Below are 20478 nucleotides of genomic sequence, written 5' to 3'. Positions count from 1 at the left end.
CGTGTCGTCAAAAAGCTACCAGCCAAATATCCTGTCAGAACACTGAAGGTGCCTAAGTGAACTGCATTAGGCCTCGCGCCCGGCTTTTTTTGTGTCTGAGTGATTTTCCCGGGTGATCGGGAAATCAATCCCGGGGCAATCGGCTATCAACCGGGAATGCAGGGCTTCAGCTCTGGAAACTTCTCGTCGAAGCGCGCAGCCCACCGTGTCAGCCGGGCGCGGCCCTTTTCCCATTTTCCGGCAAAGCGCAGCGAGAGATAGCCAAGGCAGGCGCGCAGCGCCATCTGGCCGGCGGTGATCTTCTTCGGCAGCTTCGGCGGGTTGGCGTTGAGCAGGTCGAGTGCCGCCGTGATCTTCGCCCACTGGCGATCGAGCCAAGGCTGATAGACCATCTCCTCGGGCCGCGTGCGCCGTTCATAGACCATCGACAGCGCGCAGTCGCAAATGCCGTCGGCCAATGCCTCCAGCACTTCCGCCTCGAGCCGCTTGTCGGGATTGCGTGGAAAAAGCGCGTTCTTCGACAAACGGTTGAGATGCTGGGTGATGGCGCGACTGTCATGGATGGAGCGACCGTCGTCGAGCACCAGAACCGGGATCTTGCCGAGCGGGTTGGCGTCGACCAGTTCGGCCGGTTTGTCCTCGGTTTTGACCGCCACCGTTTCGATGTCGATGCCGGCATAGGCTGCGGCCATGCGCACTTTGGAACTGTAGGGAGAGGTGGACGCATAGAGCAGTCTGGGCATGATCGGTTTCCTGTTTTGCAGGCCGGCAGTGTTGACCGATCAGGCGCGATCGAGCAATGGCCAGAAGCGGAAAACCCAGCCGCCAGCGAGCGGCGCATCGGCCAGGGCCGTTTAGCGAGCGCTCCGTGAAGACGGCGCTTCATCACCATGGTCGCCGAGTTGCCGGAATCGCAGGGATCGCTCAGCCGACAGGCAAGACCGAAGAGCCTCGCGCCGATATTTCATCACCCGCATGAATGACACAAAAAAAGCCCCACCGGACTTCGCCCTATGGCGAAGTCCTGGGAGCTGCGAAAAGATATCCTCCGTCCGCCTCTGTTCTCGCCTTCCGACTGCCTAAACAGCGAGCGGGGCGCCTGTCAGGCACCCGCCCTTGACTGTTTTGGCACCGCCCCGGCGAGGGCAGACGCGACTACTTCTTGCCGGCCTTCGCGGGCGCTGCCTTCGGCTTGGCCGCAGGTGCCGCTTTCTTCACCGGTGCTGAAGATTTCGCTGCCGCTGCCTTCTTTGCCGGTGCAGCCTTCGCAGCCGGCTTCTTGGCAGGTGCAGCCTTGGCAGGTGCAGCCTTGGCAGCCGGTTTCTTTGCAGGCGCTGCCTTCTTCGCTGCGGGTTTCGCGGCGGCCTTCGCTGCAGGCTTCTTGGCTGGTGCCGCCTTCGCCGCCGGCTTTGCCGCTGCCTTGGCGGGTGCTGCCTTCTTCACTGCCGGTTTCGCAGCAGCTTTCGCTGCCGGCTTCTTGGCCGGTGCTGCTTTTGCCTTGGCCGCCGCGGCCTTCGGCTTGGCAGCGGGTGCTGCTTTCTTCACTGCAGCTGCGACCTTTGCCGTCGCTGCTTTTGCGGGTGCTTTCTTTGCCGGTGCCTTGGACGCCGGCGCTTTGGATGACTGCTTAGCCATGCGATGCCCCTTCCTTTGTGCCGACGGCCGTAATGACCCGGCGCGCTCATGCATATCTGACTCGCGGCTTGCTAGCCAGCGAAGCAATAGACTGATTTTCGCAGCTTAAATTTCGGTTACGATCGGCACATGGTCGTGCTGATCGTCGCAGAAATTCACTGCTGATCTTCGACCAATGGCTAGAATGTGTCGCCGACATTCTCCGCACTCCGCGGGACCGCTCCTCTCGTGAAGCTCCCAAGATCAGTGAACAGCTTTGCGTGTCGATCGTCGGCCGCCGATATCATGACCGCCGCCTCATCGGTGCGATCATCTCGTGCAGGCGGACGATCTATACTGCAACGCGACAGCCGGTCGATGCATCGTCTTGTCAAGCACGATCGCAGACCGGCTTGCTCGTGAATTGACAGATAACTCTACGTAACAGAGTATTCTGCACAGCATGGGGAGTACTTCGATGTCGATCGCACAGAGGCAAACGGCGCTGCCGCCGTTCCAGATTGCCAAGACGGTCCGCCACGGCGGCAGCATGGTTGTCCGTGGCCTCCGGCTTGGCTGCGCCGGAGCCAATCGATGAGTGCCGACGAAATCATCCACCAGAGCACTCGGCTCAGGATCATGGCCGCGCTGAGCATGCTGGAAAGACGTCAAACGCTGGACTTCACCGGGCTGAAGGCCATCGTGGACGTCACCGACGGCAATCTCGGCGCGCACCTCGATACGCTGGCCAGGGCCGGTTATGTCGACATCGAAAAGCTGTTCGTCGGCCGCCGGCCGCAGACGCGCGTCAGGGCGACGATGAGTGGACGGCGCGCGTTCCGCGGCCACGCCGCATTCCTGCGCAAGATCCTCGACCAGGCCGAGGCGGCGCCGCGCAGGAAATAGCGTGGTGACCGGGCAATCCTGCGCGATCCGCAGTTCCGTCACGGCTGATAGCCGAGGCAGATGGCGCCGAGCGCGACGATGGCGCAGGCGCCGACCCGCCGCGGCGTCAGCACCTCGCCGAGGAACAGGCGTCCGATGAAGGCCGCGAAGACGACGCTGGTTTCGCGGATCGCGGTGATCGGACCTGCTGGTCCGAGCGCGAAGGCCGCGACCACGACACCGTAGGCCAGAAGTGCAAACAGGCCCCCGCCCAGCGCCTTCCAGGTTTCCGGCGCCCGGAGGTCGACTATGAGCCGGCCACGGCAGGCGACGAAGGCCGCCGGCAGCAACGCGCCGTAGATCAGCAGGACCCATGCAGTGTAGGCGCCGGCGTTTCCCGCCGCCCGAACGCCGAGCGCATCGACCGTCGCATAGGCGGCGATGATCGCTCCCGTTGCCAATGCATAGAATATCGATGTCGTGGCGGCCCTGCCCCGTCCGAGTGAAAGGCCCATGATGCCGCCAGCGACCAGCGCGACGCCGACGGTCTGCGGCAGAGTGAGCTGCTGGTTGGCCAGGAAGAACCCGCCGAGCGTGACAAGCAGCGGCACGCTGCCGCGAACGATCGGATAGACCTGCCCCAGTTCGCCATATCTGTAGGCGGCCACGAGAAACAAGCTGTAGCCAACCTGCAGGCAGGCCGAGAGCACGATATAGGACCAGGCCGGCGCGGCCGGAAGGTCGTGGAAGAAGGCGAAGGGGATGGCGAGCGCCGTGCTTGAAAAGCTCATGACGGTGACGGTCCACAGCCTGTCGGCCCCCGTGCGCAGGAACGCGTTCCAGCTTGCGTGCAGGATCGCCGCAAACAATGCGAGCCCGATGACCAGCGGGCTCATTGCGGCCTGCGCGAAGCAGCGACGATGCCCATGGCCGCCTTGCGGGCGTCGCGAATGGCGGCGTCGGCCTGCCCCATCTGCGCCAGCAAGGTCGCACCTTCGATCAGCATAAGCAGCGTCGCCGCCACGCTCTCGGCGCGGCCGCGCGGCATCATATCTTCGAGGATAGACCGCATGCGCCGCTTGAGGCCGTTCTTCTGCCTGACAACGGCCTTGAAAACCGGATGCCCGGGATCGCCGAACTCGGCCAGCGCATGTGCGAACAGACAGCCATGGAAATCCGGGCTGCGGAACCAGCGCCCATGCCAGTCGAAGATTCTTCCGATTTTCTGCTCCGGCGGAACGTCCTCTTGGGTGAGCCGGGCGAGTTGGCGGTCGAAACGCATAGCGCGATAGTCGAGCACCTCGACGATCAGTTCATCCTTGCTGGGAAAGTGGCGATACATCGTCATCTTGGCCACATCCGCTTCGGCGATAATCCGGTCGATACCCGTGGCATGGAAGCCGGCGCGCTTGAACAGCACGTAGGCCGTTTCAACGACGTGCTGGCGCTTGCCGGAAGCGGACGATGACGTCATGGAGGCTACCTAGTAGTGAGACAGGTCTGTCTCATACCTATGCGACGGATCGCACCTGCTGTCAACGCGGCACGAAAAACGCCTGCAGCCATCAAGCCACAGGCGCGAAAGAGATTGGAAGGGGAGACCGGGTTTAGCGCAGAATGCGGCAGCGGCCGTTGTAGACCATCCAGCGATCGAAGCCCGAGACGCAAAATTCGACATTGTCGCCGATCGAGGCAAAGCCCTGGCCTTCCTCGATCAGGTACCAGATGGTGCGATCGCGGCCGTCGGACAGACTGACGGTGGCGCCGCAATAACGGCGACCGATCGGCCAGGTATCGTTGGCCGCCAGATAGCGATGCTGGTGGATGCGCCGGAAATCGGTGATCTGCACGTCAGGCAGATGCGGCACGTGATGCACCTGATAGGAAAAGCGGCTGGTGATCTTGTTCAGTACCCAGGGCTGACCGCAGACTCCGCTGTCTTCATCGGAATAGACCGTAAGATCGGCGGCCTGCACAGTCTGGGTGATACCGAGAGGCGCGGCAAGCGGGGTGCAGAGCGAAATCAGGGCGGCAAGGGCAGATTTGGCGAAGCGAGTCATGGCAGCCTCTCAAGGTCGATTGCGCGCACTGTGCGGATTCGCTCGGCGGCGGTCAAGCGGTTGCGTTGACAATGGTTTCCCAGTTTGAAACCGCTTTTTGACCAAAGCCGAGTTTGCACGCACCGGAATGGCTCTGGCACGTTCATATCCAGACCCAAGAGAGCACGGTCCCTGGGTCATCGATGAGCCCGCCTCAAGCCTGCTCGCCGGCCAGCCATTCCAACGACCAGTGCGCCGGCCGCCCCACCGCAAGCAGCCTGTGCAGGGCCGGCAGCAGCATCCGCAGCTCGCCCTCCAGCGTGAACGGCGGGTTGACCACCAGCAGACCGCTGCCGTCGAGGCTGGGTTCCGAAGAGGCCGGCCTGATCTCGAATTCGATGTCGAGCAGCTTCGGAATGCCGGATTGCTTCAGCGCCTTGCGGAAGGCGATGATCGCCTTGCGGTCCTTGATCGGATACCAGAGCGCGTAGATGCCGCCGGGCCACCGCTTGTGCGCCCTTATGAGCCCGTCGACGAGGCGTTCGAACTCACCCGCTTCCTCGAATGGCGGATCGATGAGGACAAGGCCGCGCTTTTCCTTCGGCGGCAGATGGGCGCCGAGCGCCAGCCAGCCATCGAGCTCGGTGATCCGGGCCTGGAAATCGCCGGCAAAGAACGTCCTCAGCCTCGCGGCATCCTTGGGGTGCAGCTCGATCGCCGTCAGCCGATCCTGCTTGCGCATGAGATGGCGCGCAATCAACGGCGAGCCCGGGTACTTCTGGATGCCACCCTCGGGGTTGAGCGACCGTATTGTCTCCAGATAAGGCGCGAGCAGCACCGCCACCGGCGCGGCAAACGAGGCATCGATCAGCCTGCCGATGCCGCCTTGCCATTCACCCGTCTTCTGCGCCTCGACGGACGACAGGTCGTAGCGGCCAATGCCGGCATGGGTGTCGACGACCCGAAACGCCTTGTCCTTCTGCTTCAGATACTCGAGCAAGCGTGTCAGCACGACATGCTTGACGACGTCAGCGAAATTTCCGGCATGATAGGCGTGGCGGTAGTTCATGGTTTTGTGCCGTTATGCATGTCGTTGTCCCAAAACCGCTGCACACTTTTGGGCGACATGCATCAGCCCCTGCCCCAGCGCGGCGGTGGCGGCTGCGAGTTCGGATTTTCCGGCCGGCCGCCACGAGTGCGCAAGGTCAGCAAAAATCCGATCAGGCCGATCGCCATCAGCGCGAAGCCGACCGGCCGTGCACGGCTGTCGATCTCCCCGGCGCCGGAGCGCAGGATGAGATCGACCGCCCGCATCGGTATGTCGTCGGCATCACCAGGTCCAACGGTGAAGGTATAGGGGCCTGGGCTGACGGTCGCGATCACGCCGGCCTCGTCGCGAAAGATCTTGTCGGGCAGTTGCGGGCTAGCCTGGCGAGGATTGTCGGAATGGTTGAACTGCAGCGTCGAGGCGAGCACCGTGCGGCCATTGCTTGCAGCGGTCAGCGTCAGCACGGTGCGCTGCTGCGAGACGATGCGCTCTGCTCTTGCGGTCAGGTCGACCAGCACCCGCACCGGCGCGTCGCGGCCGGAGAGCGGCACCGTCAGCGGCTTGAAGCGGCCCTGCTCATAGACCCGCCAGGTGCCGATCTGATGGCCGGAGAAATTGCTCATCGCCCAGGGATAGACGACACCAATGCCGGCGCCGACGAGCAGGATCAGGACAAACAGAAAGCGCATTCACATCACCACATTCCATCGTGACCTTGCCAATAGCGCCCCAACGATCAAAAGGCGATGGCCAGCCGAGTCGCCACCCCAGGCGATCGAGCTAGACGTGCGCAAGCAACAACCCGGTGGCGGCGTGGCCGGGCGCCAATGCGGAGTTCTACCTATGCGCTTAAAATTCGTTGCCGAAATGACCGCTCCTCCACTATGAAATGAACACGCGCATGCGCTTTTCGGCGAAATGGGCCATCGGTGCGCCTTGCGAACCAGAGGCCTTGATGCGCAAAGATCATGAACAGCGGCACCAAAAGAGGATAAAGTCAAAATTCGTCCCTGTGAATGAATTTGCTTACAAAGCTTTAGCCCTTGCCCTTCTTCCAACTATAGCCAGCTGCGGCGTGCCTACGATAGGTCAAGCCCTATGGTATGAATATTCGCGCCCTGGAATTTATATTTGCACTCCGAGCGGTTTCGGGCAGCAATCTCGTTGCTATCTGAAATTTTCCCGTCGCTTGGGTCGTTAAATCCACTTTCGGCTGGATCCATCCCGACCTCGCCCTGAATTGCGCAACCCCTCCTCCATGGCGATCTTGGCTGCCAAGCGCTGATTCGACATAACGAACAGCGTGTGGCGCCGACGGCCAGCGACCGACCCAATACGCTGATTCGAAATGAGGAACTGCTCTGGACATCTCCCGGTTCAGCTTCGAGGCCGATACCGGCCCGTGATTAACCATTCGCAAACAGATATGGTTAAGAAATATCTAATTTAGTTGACTATGATTTCCACAGGTATATTTTCGATGTGTTGGGATGTGCAATTTGGGCGAGCAATCGACGATGGTGACACCGAGCGTGTGATCGCGATTTCGGGGCGCAGAGAATGCTGAGCGGCAGCACGGAGGTTGTGTAGTCGCACCAGCTTCGCGAAAGCCAAAGAACAATTGACGCACATCAGTGATGGCGGTTCCGCAGATGCGGAGGTTTGCCACGTTCTGAGGAACGTGGCCGGGCGATGCTTTGTCCCGGCCCGGCGGTAGCGTGTGCGGTGCGTATGAGGAAAGCATGAGTAAGCTTGTCAAGGTTCTGAAACTGGAATCCGGCAGCCGAAGGGGCGCCAACCAAAGCCGACGGCGCGCCCTTGTCGCCGGAGGAGCGGGATTTTTAGGATCGCATCTGTGCGAACGTCTTTTGCGGGACGGATACGACGTTGTCGCGCTGGACAATTTCCACACCGGCAAAAGATACAATCTCAATACCCTTCTGCGTAATCCGCGCTTCAGCTGCATCGAGCACGACATCGTCGATGCACTGCCTTGCGATCTTCAATGCGACGAGATCTACAATCNTCTACAATCTCGCCTGCCCCGCCTCTCCGCCGCACTACCAGGCAGATCCGATCCACACCTTCAAGACAAGCGTACTTGGATCGCTGAACCTTCTGGAACTCGCGCGACAGAACAAGGCCAAGATATTCCAGGCCTCTACGTCCGAAGTCTATGGCGATCCCTTCGTGCATCCACAGCCCGAGAGCTACTTCGGCAACGTCAACACGCACGGACCGCGCTCCTGCTACGATGAAGGCAAGCGCTCGGCCGAAACCCTGTTCTTCGATTATTCGAGAACCTATGGCCTCGATATCCGTGTCGCTCGCATTTTCAACACCTACGGTCGCCGCATGCAGCCCGACGATGGGCGTGTGGTTTCGAACTTCATCGTTCAGGCGCTGCGCGGCGAGGACCTGACCGTCTATGGCAGCGGCCAGCAGACGCGCTCCTTCTGCTATGCCGACGACCTGATCGAGGGCTTTATCCGGCTGATGAACGCACCGATTGCGCCCGCCCACCCGGTCAATCTCGGCAACCCTGCCGAATTCACCATCATGGAACTGGCGACGCTGGTCGTCGATTACACCAACGCCCGGTCGAAGATCGTGCATCGGCCGCTGCCCGTCGACGATCCCAGGCAGCGCAAGCCGGACATCTCCTTTGCCAAGGCCAATCTCGGCTGGGAGCCGAAAATCAGCTTGAGCCAGGGGCTCGCGCGTACCGTCGAGTATTTTGATGCCCTGCTTTACGGAAGTCACATCGCCAGAGGAGCTGCCGCTTCATGAGCCGGCCGGCAGTCCTGGTGACGGGTGGAGCCGGTTTCATCGGCAGCCACACCTGCAAGCAGTTGGCCGCCGCCGGCTACATGCCGGTGGTTTTCGACAATCTGAGCCGCGGCAATGAGAGATCGGTCGGCTGGGGTCCGCTTGTCGTCGGCGATATCCGGGATCGGGATGCACTGCGGCGGGCGATGGAAACCTACCGGCCGACGGCCGTGGTCCATTTTGCGGCGCTGGCCTATGTCGGGGAGTCCGTTCGCGAGCCGGCCGAATATTATTCGACCAATGTGACAGGCACCATCGCGGTGCTCGATGCCGCACGCGCGAGTTCGATCGAAAACATCATCTTCTCCAGCAGTTGTGCGACCTACGGCGTGCCAGAAGCGTTGCCCATTCGCGAAACCTCCTCGCAAAATCCGATCAGCCCTTATGGACGCACCAAGCTGATGGGTGAACAGATCATCGGCGACTATGCATCCGCGTATGGAATGAAGTTTGCGATCCTGCGCTATTTCAACGCTTGCGGCGCCGATCCAGACGGCGAGCTTGGTGAGTGGCATTCGCCGGAAACCCATCTGGTTCCCAGAGTGCTCATGGCCGCAGCGGGCATCATCGACGAGATCGAGGTTTTCGGCACCGACTACGACACGTCGGACGGGACCTGCGTAAGGGATTATATCCACGTCACCGATCTGGCCCGCGCCCACCTGAAAGCGCTCATGCATCTCGAGGGTGGCGGGCGAAACCTTGCGGTCAATCTCGGCACCGGGCGGGGCGTTTCCATCAAGGAGATCGTCAAGGCGGTCGGGCGGATAACGTCGAGGCCGGTTCCGGCAGTGCTCAGGAGCCGGCGCCCCGGAGATCCGGCGGAGCTCTACGCCGATCCGGGAAGCGCACGCGAACATCTTGGCTTTGTGCCGGAGCTTTCAGACATCGACACGATTGTCAGGACAGCCGCTCCCTTTTTCGGACTGAAGACCAAGCCAATGAAACTGCCGCCAGCCAGGGTGGCAGCGTCGGTCGTCGCTCGACGAGTCAGAGATAGCGGGGGTGACAGCTCGCGCGCTGGCCAAATCCGCTAGGGCTGCAGATATAAGGCGAGCCGCCCGAGAACGTGCTGCCATCGCCCGGATTGAACGAGATTTTCACCGGCGCCGGCGTGCTGGCTTTGATCCGTTGCGGTGGTGCAAAGGCGTAGGCACTTTCAGTTGCTATTGTGCTTGTCATCTGGATCGGATGGTCGGCACGGAGCGAGCGCACGAGAAATGTGGCCTGCACGGGCTGGACCGCGGGCTGACTGCGGGCCGGGTGGACTGTGGGCATGATAAGGACCGAACCGGTTTCAGTTGCGTCCATACCTTGACAACCTGCAACCATAGAGCTCAGCGCCACGGCCGCGGCAATAGATACGACATTTTTGCTTGAGCGAAATACGCTCGCGGAATTTCTCATCCTCTGTCCCTTGCTATCAAGTATAAGCCAAGAGCGCGTTGCGACATACTATACTTGGGCCGCTTTCACGCCGCATGAGTGACCACTCGCACATCACACGTTATATTAGATATCACTAATTATTAAATTTCATCAAAACCGTATGGCAGGCCATCGTCTCGTCGTCTGGCTGATGCAATTGAATGCGACTAGATGCGATCGGCGCGACGACCGCGCCTGCCGAGCCGCTTAAGGCTTCACCATAAGCGATTCGCGGGTTCCGCGACAGGCACACGGCAAGAACAGCCAGGCCATCTCAGCGCGGCTGGAAGCATGGCCTAGTTCTTGGCATCGACCAGCTTGCGGGTCTCTTCGAACTGCGCGCCCTTGGTGTCGCCTGCTTCGAATTTCTTGTATTCGTCGGAAGGATCCTCGGGAGATCGCTTGAAACCGTACCATTCCCCGTCCGGATCCTTGCGTTGCTCGATGTTCCGGCCCTGAATGCGATGGCTGTAGCAGGTGCGGTGCTGGTCGCCGGTGTAGCTCTTCGATCGCCAGGCGAGTTCCATGCACATCTTGCCGTCCTTGGTCACCAGCCATCTGCCCTCCGCGACGGTTGCCGTGCCCTGCCCGGACGTCCAGGCCCTGAGGTGTCGATTGTCCCGCGCGAAATAAGCTGCTCCGTCCTTCCATATCCATGTGCGGCCGGCATACAGAAGCTGTAGTTCGTAAGCAGTCGGAACAGCGGCGGTACCGGCTTCCGCCGTGCTTTTGTCGTTGGCGGCGGCCGCGTGCGCCGCTCCCGAAACAGCCACCTGACCGCAAAGAGCTAGGAGCAGCACAAGTTGCTTGAGACTTGCACACCGCCGAGGCCCCTTGCGATGCCGACGGCCGACATCAAGCGGCAGCGATCTGATCAAAGCTGTCGGCATAGTTGGCACTCGCATGTCTATTCGGTCCAAGGCGGCTGCGTCAGCACTTTGACGGCCACGCGAACCATTTAACAGTCGTGAGAAAGGCGGTGTCAACCGCCGCAAAGCACGCGGGCAACAACTATTCGCGACACGCGCATTGTCCATCAAGACGGCAACATCGCGATTGCGCATCGGGCTTATGGATCCGGACAGCCGGCCGACCTAATCAGCAGCCATCGATGAAACCGAGGCCATAGTCGGGTCGGAAAGCAGGCCGATGCCGGAGGTTCAGCGGCCGCCTGAAGTTGCGCGGATGCGCGCTCGCAAGCCAGGCAATGCGATCGATCGGAAAGGCTTGGGCCGCTACCAATGCTGTGGATTTTGAGATACAGCACGCCGCGGCCGACGGAATCCGATAGCGCAAGCCTGCGCAGGAATTGTTGAATTGTTGAAACGAGCTGCCTCAATAATCGTGAGCCTGGCCCTGCTGGCGTGGGTCGTCAGCGACTCGCGCTGGAAGATGGTGGGCGATGCTTTCGCGAGCATCACGCCCGGCGCTTTCGCGGCAGTGGCGCTTGCGCTGTTCGTCACCTACGTGCTGCGCGCGCTGCGCGTCTGCGACGAGTTCCGCGACGAGGTGCATGGCCGTTTCGGTGCCTGCCTGCGGATCATCCTGATCCACAATGCAATGATCAACGTCGTGCCCTTTCGCGGCGGCGAGACGGCCTTTCCCCTGCTCCTGCGCCAGGTCTTCGGCATACCGATCATGCGCGCCAGCGCCTCGCTTCTGTGGTTCAGACTGCAGGATGCCTTCGTCGTCGGCGTGCTGGCCCTGGTGGTGTGGCCGGGCCTGCATCCGGCGACAAGGATCGCGGGCGTGGCGGCGGTGGTCGCTGCCGCCTGGTATCTGCCGCGCTGGGCGCGGGCGCCGCATGACTGGGCAGGCCGCGGCAAGATCGTGGCGAAACTCGGCAGGCTGCGCGATGTCTTCACCGAGGCGACCGGCCGATCGCGCTATGGCTGGTGGTGGACGATCGCCAATTGGTCGCTGAAGCTCACCGTACAGGGATGGTTGCTGGCAATGCTGCTGGGGACATCCTTTTCGACCGCCTTTCCAGGCGTCGTCGGGGCCGAAGGCGCCGCCATACTGCCGGTGCAAGGCGTTGCCGGCTTCGGCACCTACGAGGCGGGTGCAGCGGCGGCGCTGCTCACCTCCGGCATTGCCATGAAGAGCGGCCTTCAGGCAGCGCTGGCACTGCATCTGTTCATCTTCTGCTCGGCAATCGCCACGGGTGCGATCGCCTGGCTGTTTCCCTCGAAATCGACGCTGCCGGGGAACCCGGCCGTCGGCCCTGCAAGGAAACCATCCCTATGAGCGTATTGCCCATCCCTGCTTCGGGACTGCCTGACGGCACGGTGATGCCGGACCATACACTGTCCATCGTCGTACCCATGTACAACGAAGCCGAAAACGTCGAGCCACTGCTGGCACGGATTCACCAGGCTATGGAACGCTACGAGCAGCCATGGGAGGTCGTGCTGGTCGATGACGGCAGTACCGACGCGACGGTGAGCGAGATCAGGCGCCTGGCGGCGCATTACGGCCCGCATGTGCATGCGGTCGAGCTGGTGCGCAACTACAAGCAGACCGCCGCGATGCAGGCCGGCATCGACGCGGCGCGCGGAGACGTCATCGCCACGATCGACGGCGACCTGCAAAATGATCCCTTCGACATTCCGCGTATGGTCTACCGCCTGTTGAGCGAGGATCTCGACCTGGTGGTCGGCTGGCGCAAGGATCGCCAGGAAGGGTTTTTCATGCGCAGGCTGCCCTCGCGCATTGCCAACGCGCTGATCGCGCGCGTCACCGGGGTGCGCCTCAAGGACTATGGCTGCAGCCTGAAGGTCTATCGCGGCAACGTCATCCGCAGCGTCAAGCTCTATGGCGAGATGCACCGCTTCATCCCGGCATGGCTGGCCACGGTGACGACACCCAGACGCATCGCGCAGGAGGTGGTGACGCACCATGCCCGCATCCACGGCCAGTCCAAATACGGCATTTCGCGCACCTTCAGGGTCGTGCTCGATCTGGTGTTCATGTATTTCTTCATGCGCTATCGCACACGGCCCGGGCACTTCTTCGGCGGCATCGGCATCGTGCTTGGCGCGCTGGGTTCGCTGATCCTTGCCTACCTGCTTTGCCTGAAGCTGCTTTTCGCCGAGGACATCGGAACACGCCCGATGCTGTTCACCGGCTTCTTCCTGCTCATCGCCGGGGTGCAGATGGTGACATCGGGCGTGCTGGCTGAAATGCTGGCACGGGTCTATCACGAAGCGAATGGAGCATCGGCCTATGTCGCGCGGCCGCGCCCGGCGCCCGGTGACAATGACGGCTGGCTCCGCCCCAGCCGGCCATCGTGACTTGATCGGAACGCCATGGAAGCTCCGCGCCCACAGCGCTGACCGGAGCGGTGGCTTCATCAACAGCTTGCTGGGTGTGATTTTGGTTTCAAGGCCGACAGTGGACCGGCAGGGTTCGTCGACGCCGGGAATGGCGGCCTGAGGGCGAGGCAAGGCGCAATATCCTGCGCCAACCCCTCGCCCTCGACTCGCGCCCCCGGCGAAGACAAGAGCGGCGGATCCTTCATTCAAATCGCGCCGCCACTTTTGGGTCCGATGGTCTAGTAGCGCGAACGGCAGCTGGCGCGCTGGCCGAAACCGCTCGGGCCACAAATCCAAGGCGAATGACCGAGGAACGGGCCGCCATTGCCCGGGCTGTAGGAGACCTTCACCATCGCCGGCCTGCCGACCCGCTGCGGCCGCACGAAGGCGGCATAGGCCTCCTGCCTCGTACGCGTCACCATGGTCGTCTGTGTGAGCGGCTTGCGGTAGAGAACCTTCTTTCCGACGCGATCGAGCTTCCTGACGTGCTGGACCTTCTTGCCAAAACCTTGATCAACGATCCGTCCGTTGATTGAGCTGGTCTTGGTCGTGTCCATCGTCTGGCAGCCTGACAACATCGAGGCCAATGCGATTGCAGCAACAGCATAGGCATATTTTCTGCCGGTCAGATTTTCCATAAACTGTCTCATCATCTGCTCCCTGCCCTGTAATGCAACGTGATTGAAAGCGAAGAATATACTTCGAATCCGTCGTTTCTAATCGCTCGTGAGTGGTCGTTTTCCACTCACATCGTTCCGTCATATTAGAAGAGACTTATTAAAATTCGTGCAAACGTCATAATGAACGCAGCCTTTCACTCTTCGCTCGAATTTGAAGGAAATTCGATTGTCGGATCGGCTGGCAGACGGAGCCTTGCCAAACGGCACACCGGCATACGCGACGGACTCGCGCCCGCGGCAAACAGAAGCCGGCGCTTGGGCTGTCAGGGATGTTGCGATGTATAAAACGCTCAGCGCCGCAACCGGCGCCGGCAGGGCCGACTGCCCCAGGCTCTCTCCAGCCGACAAAAAGGGCTGGCGATCCTTATCGCCGGAAGTGGCTGGATGTGGCGGCCCGCTCCAGAGTGCCTATGCCGCTATATGCACCCCTCGACAAATGGACCGCTGACCCACAGCGAGCCGCTGTTGAACATGCTGGTCCCGCTGTCATCGATGAACCCTACAGTCTTGTTGTCGACATGCAGCTTGCTCTTCGGCACCACTCGGCCGTCTATCTTGATATTCTTGACGAACAGGTTGCGATCGCCAGCCTTGCCCTGCCCCGCCCACAAGTCGTTGGCATAGCGGAGTTCGATTTTCCGCGGATTGGGCACGGCGCTTAGATTGAAGCGAAATGGTACGGTATGAGCGGACGCTGCCTTCAACTCCGCGACGATCGATTCTGCTGTGATCGCCGTGCTTTCCGTCCCCAGGACGTCCGCCTGTCCAACCGGCTTTCCGTCGACAAGCACGTCGAGCCGAGGGGAACCTTCGAAGCTGGTACCGGCCGCGTCGATCTCGAGGCTGGCAATGCTGCAACGCGCCGCGTCTTTCGTCGCATCGGCGATCATATCGGCAACGCGGCGCTTCTGCGACTGTACCCATCCCGCGATCGGCTGCAGGATGGCGGTGCGATCGCCGGTGCCGGCCTTGATGAGGTTGACCTTTTCCGTAGGATCCGTCTTGAGGTCATACGCCTCGATGCTGCCGGTGGTCGCGTTGAAGGTGACCTTTCGATCTCCTTCGCGGTAGCCGAATTGGAAACCGCTCCAGGGAATGAAGAAGAATGTCTTGTTCGGCCGCTGCTCGCTGAACAAGCTGTGACCCTGCCAGGATCTTGGAAGCGGAAGGCCGAGTATATCGAGGATGGTCGGGGCTATGTCGATAATCCCACCGACAGCATGTGCGACGTCATCATGGAAAAGCTGCTTGTTGATCATGATAAGCGGGATATGGATATTTTCTTCGTAGAGAGCACTGGCATGAACGTAGTTCCCATGCTCTCCAAACGCTTCACCGTGGTCGCCGAGTATGACCACAAGCGTCGAATCGAGTTTGCCGGACTGCTTGAGTGAATCGAGTATCTGTCCCAGCGCCTGGTCGCCGACCTTCAGCGCGTTGAGGTAGGCGTTGAACTTCTCGTCATCGGAATAGTGAACTTTCGAGCCGTCAGAGAGGTCGGGGATCTCTTTCATCGCCGTAAACAGCGGGCTGTCGATGAGATAGGGGTAATGGGTCATCGCCGTAAACATCACCGCGAAGAAGGGATTTTCGGCATCCTCATTCACCCAGTTGATGACGGATTGAGCGGTACAGAGGTCGCTGTTGTAGTCGAAATTCTTCCATTCCTTGGAACTGAGCTTGAATGTGGGAATATCGCATTTCTGCCCACGGTAGTCCTGAATGACATCAAGCCCCTTGTTGAGCAGAAACTCATCCACGCGCTGGAACCGTGAATCCGCACTCCAGAAAAATCCGGTGCGAAAGCCGCTTGCGGTCAGAGTGTTGGATATTGAACTCAGCGGCAGATCCGGATGGCTCGCGGTCATTCCATAGTAAGATATGTCATTGTACATCGAGCTGAACAACGAAAATATCGAATAGTTTGTAGAGGGAGTGTGCGCATATATACTGTCGAAGCGTATCGAGTCACTTGAGTAGCTCTTTATGTTTGGTGTAACAGGATACTTTCCACCAAACGTCTCGACGTATCGGGATGGCACCGATTCCATCATGAAAACCAGCACGTTCTTTATCGGATTTGGTGATTGCACCTTGAAGCTGGACGTCTCCGCCGGACGTTCCCCAACGCTGGCGACGTCAACGTCCACCCCGGTATTCACGGCGAAAACGACGGGGGTCGGACTGAACAGAGCCGATTCAACAAAGTACACGATAGGGTTGGCAACCTTTGCCTCTGGCAAGGCCGTCGCCCGAACATGGTACCCGGTGCCGACCAGTCCAGCACCGACGCACAGGAAAAGCGTCCCCAGCAATACCGATCGAGCAGTTCCCGCCAGCCGCACGCACAGCCCTGCTGTCGCATAACCCAAGACCAGCGCCAGAACTATGGACAACGACGAGAATGCGAAATCCCTTGGGTTGAGCGCGTCACCTATGGCGTTCTTGGCGTCGGCATTCTGCAGGAAGTCGCCATAGATCAACCACTGGAAAGTAAACGGCTCGCTCAGCATTTTGACGAGATTGATGTTGGCAAACCCCCAACATAGCGAAATCAGGATGGCGAGATAGAAAGTGATGACCACGACGACGCCGAAGAGGCGGCTGGCCTTTGCCAGGAAAAGCAGGAGCAGGGCTGCTGCCGTCAGCGACGAAATGAAAATCAGATCGTGGTAGCTTGACGCTATCCCGCTGGGGATAGAGGCCAAGCGACCCTGGAGCGTCGATTGGGGATCGATGATGAAGCCGCGGTAGACACCCAGAAGCACCCAGGAGAAAAACCCGGTGCAAGCGATCAGCAGGCCTGCGCGGAGGAAGCGCTTGGAACCTTGTGAACCGGGCTGTGTCTTCAATTCCATCTGACCGTTCCGTGCATAACCGCGATGACAACCGAAAGAGCAAAGGGCCTGATGCTACGTTGCAATCTCAAAGCCGCTGCCATTTTCCAAGTGCCAGGTTCACTCGCCCGGCGAACCGACAGATCTCGAATTAGCCACCGCTTCCACCCCTGGGGTCGAGAAATCCCCGTGCCTTGGGTGTTTTGTCATGGCAATTCCTGAGTTGGCGGGCGCCAGGCTCTTCCAGACTATCTGACGATTGGCCGATCCCAGGCGGGGTCAAGATGGAATGTGCGGGTTCCGCTCCCGCCACGCCCGGCTCCGGAAACCGGGTAGGCCACGCTGACGATGCGCACACTGCCTGCTCCCTGCTGGAGCCCATATATGCCTTCCAGTCCGCGGTCATAAAACGCAGCGCCCGGGACGAAGAGCGCAACGCCAGCGAGCGAGGCCTGCAAGGCGAGTTTCGCGACGTTGCGCCGCAACGAAATTCTGTTCTCCGCCAGGTGCCTGGTGATGATTACGACCACAAGCAACCCGTAGACGAACGCATTGAAGGCAGCGAACCAGTAGAAGCCGGTGGCATCCGACGCGCGGTCCACTAGAAGGACCGGCAGCGAAGCTCCGATTGCAAGTGCCACATACGGAACGATGACGCGGGCAGGCAGCAGATTTTTCGGGCCACTGCCCTTGGGGGTAACACGAAAATCCACGAACGACTTGGTCACATAATCACGGATCGACGACAGCGTGCCCGCCAGCACCCACGGCCAACGCGCGAAGAATGAGAACAACATTCCCTCCCAACTGATCGTCCTGGCAGTGAGCGGGCGCGACAGGTCGAATGCCTTCAGCAACATCACCAGCATAATCAGGGAAATAGAGTTCGGAGCATAGTATAAAAGGAAATCAACATACGTCACATTGGCGAAGCTCTTCCCCGTCAGAAGCGCGTACATAGGCATGACGTACATGACAAGCGAAAACACGGCGAAAAGCGGATACCAGAGCTGGCGAAACAGGAACTGGAATTTCAGCCGTGGCGATAGCTTGGAAAGGTATATCGGCGAGTATTCGAGCATGATCGTCATCAGGCTCCGCGACCACTGGAACTCCTGCGTGACAAGATCGGCAAAGGTCTGCGGGCCATCGCCATGGGCAATGGCGTCTATGGCATGCACACCGCGCCAACCAGCCGCAATGAACAGCATGGACGTCGAGTGATCTTCGGCCAGTTCCGGGCCAAGGCCGCCGACCTGCTTGAGCGCTGCGGTTCTCACGGCATAGTGCGAGCCGATGCAGAGCGGCGTTCCGTCGCCCGTATGGCCGGACTGCAAGGGTCCGTGGAACATCCCTTCCGGGAACAGTCGGCCGCGTGCCGACCAGCTTTCAGCGGCATTGTTGTCGCATATGCTCGGCGCCGATACATAGCCAACCGCCGGGTCGGCAAAGGCGACCAGGATTTCCCTGAGATAGGTTGGTGTCGGGACGTGGTCCGCATCCATCTGAGCGACGAAGTGGTAGCGCTCATAACCATAGTGGTCGTAGAAGAACGCCAGGTTTCCCTCTTTGCAGCGCGTCCGGCGGGGCCACACCTTGCGGTGATAATCTTCCCGCCCGCGCCGCGTCGAAATCATGACGTTATGGGCATCGCACCAGGCAATCGTTTCCTCTGACGGGTCCTCGTCGGCCAGCCAGGTATCATGCGGACAGTCCTGCGCCAGCATCGCTTCGAGCGTTCGCGCAACCACCGAAAACGGTTCGGACGGAGCCTTGGTCACCACCATCGCGACCCGCGAACGTTCCGGGATCGTGTGAAGACTGGACGGCTTTTTCATCGCATGCACGTTCAAGAGAAAATACATCGGCATGAACGTCAGCCATACGAGCGTCAATGTCGCCAGCATGTATGGAATGACATGTTCGATGTGCCCGGGCTGCAGCCACCAGAACCAGAAAAATCCGAACGTTACCGACCAGCAGGCAAGTCCCAGCCTCCAGATCCGCCGCTGGGTGGCCGACAGCACCGGCACCAGAAAAGGAGGCTTCTCCGCCGCCTTCCCCGGAGCCGCCCCACGCCCCCGTTTCGGCATGGTCTTGCCGCTGATGATCCCCACGTCCGCGGAAACACTCATACACGTACCGCCGCCACCCGAGCATCAGCCGAACGACGGCAGACGCGCCTTGAAAACCCGCCCTTAGAATCCACTTGGGTGTCTTAGAGTCAACTAAATTAAGTGTTGGTTAACTATACTTCTTGCGAATTGGTTAACTTAACATCTTGAATCGGGAGGGTAATTCCGTGGACGCCTCCCCCGACCAGCACAGCAATCACAGCCGGCAAAAGTTTCAGCGTCGGAGAATCCGTCGAAGGGGCCGAGGCTATCGCAGGAAGATCCGCTCAAGGCAGCGTTAACCATGTTGCGAGGATCATGGTTAAGCAACCATTAATTGCGCTTGACTCTTTGGTCCGTCCGGCTCTTAAATTAGACAGGGATGATATATCGGAATATTGACGCGAATTTGTGAGTATCGCGGCGAAACTCTCTCGACGGCTCCTTCTGTGTTGGCGCCTTGAGAAGTATTTTTGGGTGGGCTTCGTGCGAAGGTTCGCACAACCGCCAATGATCGCTCCGAAATCCCGCAGATTCCGCCAATCGAGCCGATAGGTTTTTGGGTAGCCGTATCGATCAGGCATCGATGCGCACGGGCGAAGCCTTAACTTCCGCGAGAAGTCGAGGCCATGGGAGAATCTATGATGACACACTCCGCGGCAAAGGCACTTGCAATCGCGCTGGTATTGGGCGGAAGCGCCGCCTTCCCTACTGCAGGAGGGGCCGGCTCCGTAACCGCGACCGACCCCCTTCAGACGAGCAGCGCTGCGTCGGCGTTCGGTTCCTATGATCCCTACGGGGACTTCAGCACCGACAAGAGCGCCAGCATCGAAGAGCTGTTCCTGCCCTGGGAAGACGTCGATCTGTCGACGCTGCCGCTTGCCGACGCTTATGCGCTGCAGCGCGGCCGCTCGCTTCTGATCACGATTGAGCCGTGGACATGGTCCAAGGACTGGCGCATCACCCCGCCCGAATTGCGTGACGGCATTTTGAGCGGCAAATATGATGCCAACATGCAGGCAATCTGCGGCCTGGTGGGACAGATGAAGAGCCCGGTGACCATTCGCTGGGCTCAGGAAATGGAAGACAAGAACGGCCGCTTCACCTGGGCCAACTGGGCTCCCAAGGACTGGATCTCCGCTTACAAGCGCGAAGTCGACATCTGCCGCAAGGCTGCCCCCGCCGCCAAGTACATGTGGTCGCCCAAAGGCGAAGAGGGTTTGGAAAAATACTACCCCGGCGACGACTATGTCGACGTCATCGGCCTGTCGGTGTTCGGTCTGCAGAAAAAAGACGGTGACGAGACCGGTCGTGACCGCACCTTCGCTGAACTGCTGAAGCCCGGCTATGACCGCGTTGCGGTGTTCAACAAGCCGATCGTCGTTGCGGAACTCGGCTATGTCGGAAAGCAGGACTATGTCTCGAAATGGCAGGAAGATTCCCGCAAATCCTACGCGGAGTTTCCGGCTCTGACTTCGGTCGTCTACTTCAACCAGAAGGAAGTGTGGCCGTGGCTGGGCGGCTATGGTCTGCCCGACTGGAGGGTGACCCAGCATGTCTTGCCCTAGAGCATGATACTGAAAAAGTGAGAAAGCGGCTTTTCGGACAAACGGGGCACCATCTGTCCAGGCATCATGCTCCATCTCTTTGATTTAGTGGCGGATTCAGATTTCAGGATTCACCTGAAATC

General features: G+C 60.1%; 16 protein-coding genes and 1 pseudogene. 7 read left to right on the top strand and 10 right to left on the bottom strand.

Going from position 1 to position 20478, the window contains the following annotated elements; all coding sequences use genetic code 11:
• Positions 1-146 precede the first annotated feature (146 nt).
• Complete coding sequence (locus tag X735_RS138750; protein ID WP_031213750.1) at positions 147-743, bottom strand: glutathione S-transferase family protein; 597 nt, start codon at positions 741-743, stop codon at positions 147-149.
• 449 nt (positions 744-1192) lie between these two features.
• Between X735_RS138750 and X735_RS1000000169500 the strand changes: the two genes are divergently transcribed.
• Both X735_RS1000000169500 and X735_RS138755 read left to right on the top strand, forming a co-directional pair.
• A complete protein-coding gene (locus X735_RS1000000169500) occupies positions 1193-1744 on the top strand; it encodes a hypothetical protein (RefSeq protein WP_210164049.1) in 552 nt (183 codons plus the stop codon).
• A gap of 464 nt (positions 1745-2208) precedes the next feature.
• Positions 2209-2520 (top strand): transcriptional regulator, encoded by a 312-nt coding sequence (locus X735_RS138755; protein ID WP_023813791.1) that lies wholly within the window; start codon positions 2209-2211, stop codon positions 2518-2520.
• 38 nt (positions 2521-2558) lie between these two features.
• Here the strand turns inward: X735_RS138755 and X735_RS138760 are convergent, their stop codons facing one another.
• From X735_RS138760 to X735_RS138780, 5 genes are all read right to left on the bottom strand, one after another.
• Entirely contained in the window at positions 2559-3395 is an 837-nt protein-coding gene (locus X735_RS138760) for a DMT family transporter (protein WP_023813790.1), read from the bottom strand.
• Positions 3392-3973 carry a TetR/AcrR family transcriptional regulator gene (locus X735_RS138765; protein ID WP_023813789.1) on the bottom strand — a complete coding sequence of 194 codons (582 nt, stop codon included), beginning with the start codon at positions 3971-3973 and terminating at the stop codon, positions 3392-3394. Before X735_RS138765 ends, X735_RS138760 begins: the two co-directional genes overlap by 4 nt.
• 133 nt (positions 3974-4106) lie before the next feature.
• A complete protein-coding gene (locus X735_RS138770; protein ID WP_023813788.1) occupies positions 4107-4559 on the bottom strand; it encodes a hypothetical protein in 453 nt (150 codons plus the stop codon).
• A gap of 193 nt (positions 4560-4752) precedes the next feature.
• Complete coding sequence (locus X735_RS138775) at positions 4753-5607, bottom strand: 23S rRNA (adenine(2030)-N(6))-methyltransferase RlmJ (RefSeq protein WP_023813787.1); 855 nt, start codon at positions 5605-5607, stop codon at positions 4753-4755.
• Between the two features lie 62 nt (positions 5608-5669).
• Positions 5670-6275, bottom strand: a complete 606-nt coding sequence (locus tag X735_RS138780; protein ID WP_023813786.1) for a hypothetical protein — start codon at positions 6273-6275, stop codon at positions 5670-5672.
• 1053 nt (positions 6276-7328) lie between these two features.
• On the opposite strand from X735_RS138780, the pseudogene X735_RS01000000166390 reads away from it, so the two are divergent.
• Positions 7329-8376, top strand: a pseudogene (locus tag X735_RS01000000166390) (UDP-glucuronic acid decarboxylase family protein).
• On the top strand, positions 8373-9452 hold the full coding sequence (gene galE / locus X735_RS138785) for a UDP-glucose 4-epimerase GalE (protein WP_023813783.1): 1080 nt from the start codon (positions 8373-8375) through the stop codon (positions 9450-9452). Before X735_RS01000000166390 ends, galE begins: the two are co-directional and overlap by 4 nt.
• A gap of 687 nt (positions 9453-10139) precedes the next feature.
• On the opposite strand, the gene X735_RS138790 is transcribed toward galE, so the two are convergent.
• Positions 10140-10616, bottom strand: coding sequence for a DUF995 domain-containing protein (locus X735_RS138790; protein ID WP_023813782.1), 477 nt, complete (start codon positions 10614-10616; stop codon positions 10140-10142).
• Between the two features lie 571 nt (positions 10617-11187).
• Here X735_RS138790 and X735_RS138795 point away from each other — a divergent pair.
• Together X735_RS138795 and X735_RS138800 are read left to right on the top strand one after the other, a co-directional pair.
• The gene (locus X735_RS138795) at positions 11188-12090 is read left to right on the top strand and encodes a lysylphosphatidylglycerol synthase domain-containing protein (protein WP_023813780.1); all 903 of its coding nucleotides are present in this window, start codon (positions 11188-11190) and stop codon (positions 12088-12090) included.
• A 44-nt stretch (positions 12091-12134) separates the two neighbouring features.
• Positions 12135-13136 carry a glycosyltransferase family 2 protein gene (locus X735_RS138800; RefSeq protein ID WP_245273299.1) on the top strand — a complete coding sequence of 334 codons (1002 nt, stop codon included), beginning with the start codon at positions 12135-12137 and terminating at the stop codon, positions 13134-13136.
• 260 nt (positions 13137-13396) lie between these two features.
• On the opposite strand, the gene X735_RS138805 is transcribed toward X735_RS138800, so the two are convergent.
• From X735_RS138805 to X735_RS138815, 3 genes are all read right to left on the bottom strand, one after another.
• Positions 13397-13795: a hypothetical protein gene (locus X735_RS138805; RefSeq protein WP_023813778.1), complete on the bottom strand. Its 399-nt coding sequence runs from the start codon at positions 13793-13795 to the stop codon at positions 13397-13399.
• A gap of 458 nt (positions 13796-14253) precedes the next feature.
• Positions 14254-16695, bottom strand: coding sequence for a sulfatase-like hydrolase/transferase (locus X735_RS138810; protein ID WP_023813777.1), 2442 nt, complete (start codon positions 16693-16695; stop codon positions 14254-14256).
• 227 nt (positions 16696-16922) lie between these two features.
• The gene (locus X735_RS138815) at positions 16923-18809 is read right to left on the bottom strand and encodes a cellulose synthase catalytic subunit (RefSeq protein ID WP_023813776.1); all 1887 of its coding nucleotides are present in this window, start codon (positions 18807-18809) and stop codon (positions 16923-16925) included.
• A 623-nt stretch (positions 18810-19432) separates the two neighbouring features.
• On the opposite strand from X735_RS138815, the gene X735_RS138820 reads away from it, so the two are divergent.
• Positions 19433-20356: a glycoside hydrolase family 26 protein gene (locus tag X735_RS138820; RefSeq protein ID WP_031213745.1), complete on the top strand. Its 924-nt coding sequence runs from the start codon at positions 19433-19435 to the stop codon at positions 20354-20356.
• The last annotated feature ends 122 nt before the right edge of the window (positions 20357-20478 follow it).

Origin of the sequence: Mesorhizobium sp. L2C084A000 (assembly GCF_000502875.1) — a bacterium.
Lineage (GTDB): Bacteria > Pseudomonadota > Alphaproteobacteria > Rhizobiales > Rhizobiaceae > Mesorhizobium.
Note: the sequence above shows the minus strand (reverse complement) of the source record. Positions and strands in the feature narration are given on the sequence as shown.

Excerpts from the sequence above, each read along its gene's own strand:
- X735_RS138820 (WP_031213745.1), top strand. The coding sequence starts at position 19,433 with ATGACACACTCCGCGGCAAAGGCACTTGCAATCGCGCTGGTATTGGGC.
- X735_RS138815 (WP_023813776.1), bottom strand. The coding sequence starts at position 18,809 with ATGAGTGTTTCCGCGGACGTGGGGATCATCAGCGGCAAGACCATGCCG.
- X735_RS138760 (WP_023813790.1), bottom strand. The coding sequence starts at position 3,395 with ATGAGCCCGCTGGTCATCGGGCTCGCATTGTTTGCGGCGATCCTGCAC.
- X735_RS138755 (WP_023813791.1), top strand. The coding sequence starts at position 2,209 with ATGAGTGCCGACGAAATCATCCACCAGAGCACTCGGCTCAGGATCATG.
- X735_RS138810 (WP_023813777.1), bottom strand. The coding sequence starts at position 16,695 with ATGGAATTGAAGACACAGCCCGGTTCACAAGGTTCCAAGCGCTTCCTC.
- X735_RS138805 (WP_023813778.1), bottom strand. The coding sequence starts at position 13,795 with ATGGAAAATCTGACCGGCAGAAAATATGCCTATGCTGTTGCTGCAATC.
- X735_RS138800 (WP_245273299.1), top strand. The coding sequence starts at position 12,135 with ATGCCGGACCATACACTGTCCATCGTCGTACCCATGTACAACGAAGCC.
- X735_RS138765 (WP_023813789.1), bottom strand. The coding sequence starts at position 3,973 with ATGACGTCATCGTCCGCTTCCGGCAAGCGCCAGCACGTCGTTGAAACG.
- X735_RS138775 (WP_023813787.1), bottom strand. The coding sequence starts at position 5,607 with ATGAACTACCGCCACGCCTATCATGCCGGAAATTTCGCTGACGTCGTC.
- X735_RS138770 (WP_023813788.1), bottom strand. The coding sequence starts at position 4,559 with ATGACTCGCTTCGCCAAATCTGCCCTTGCCGCCCTGATTTCGCTCTGC.
- galE (WP_023813783.1), top strand. The coding sequence starts at position 8,373 with ATGAGCCGGCCGGCAGTCCTGGTGACGGGTGGAGCCGGTTTCATCGGC.
- X735_RS138780 (WP_023813786.1), bottom strand. The coding sequence starts at position 6,275 with ATGCGCTTTCTGTTTGTCCTGATCCTGCTCGTCGGCGCCGGCATTGGT.
- X735_RS138750 (WP_031213750.1), bottom strand. The coding sequence starts at position 743 with ATGCCCAGACTGCTCTATGCGTCCACCTCTCCCTACAGTTCCAAAGTG.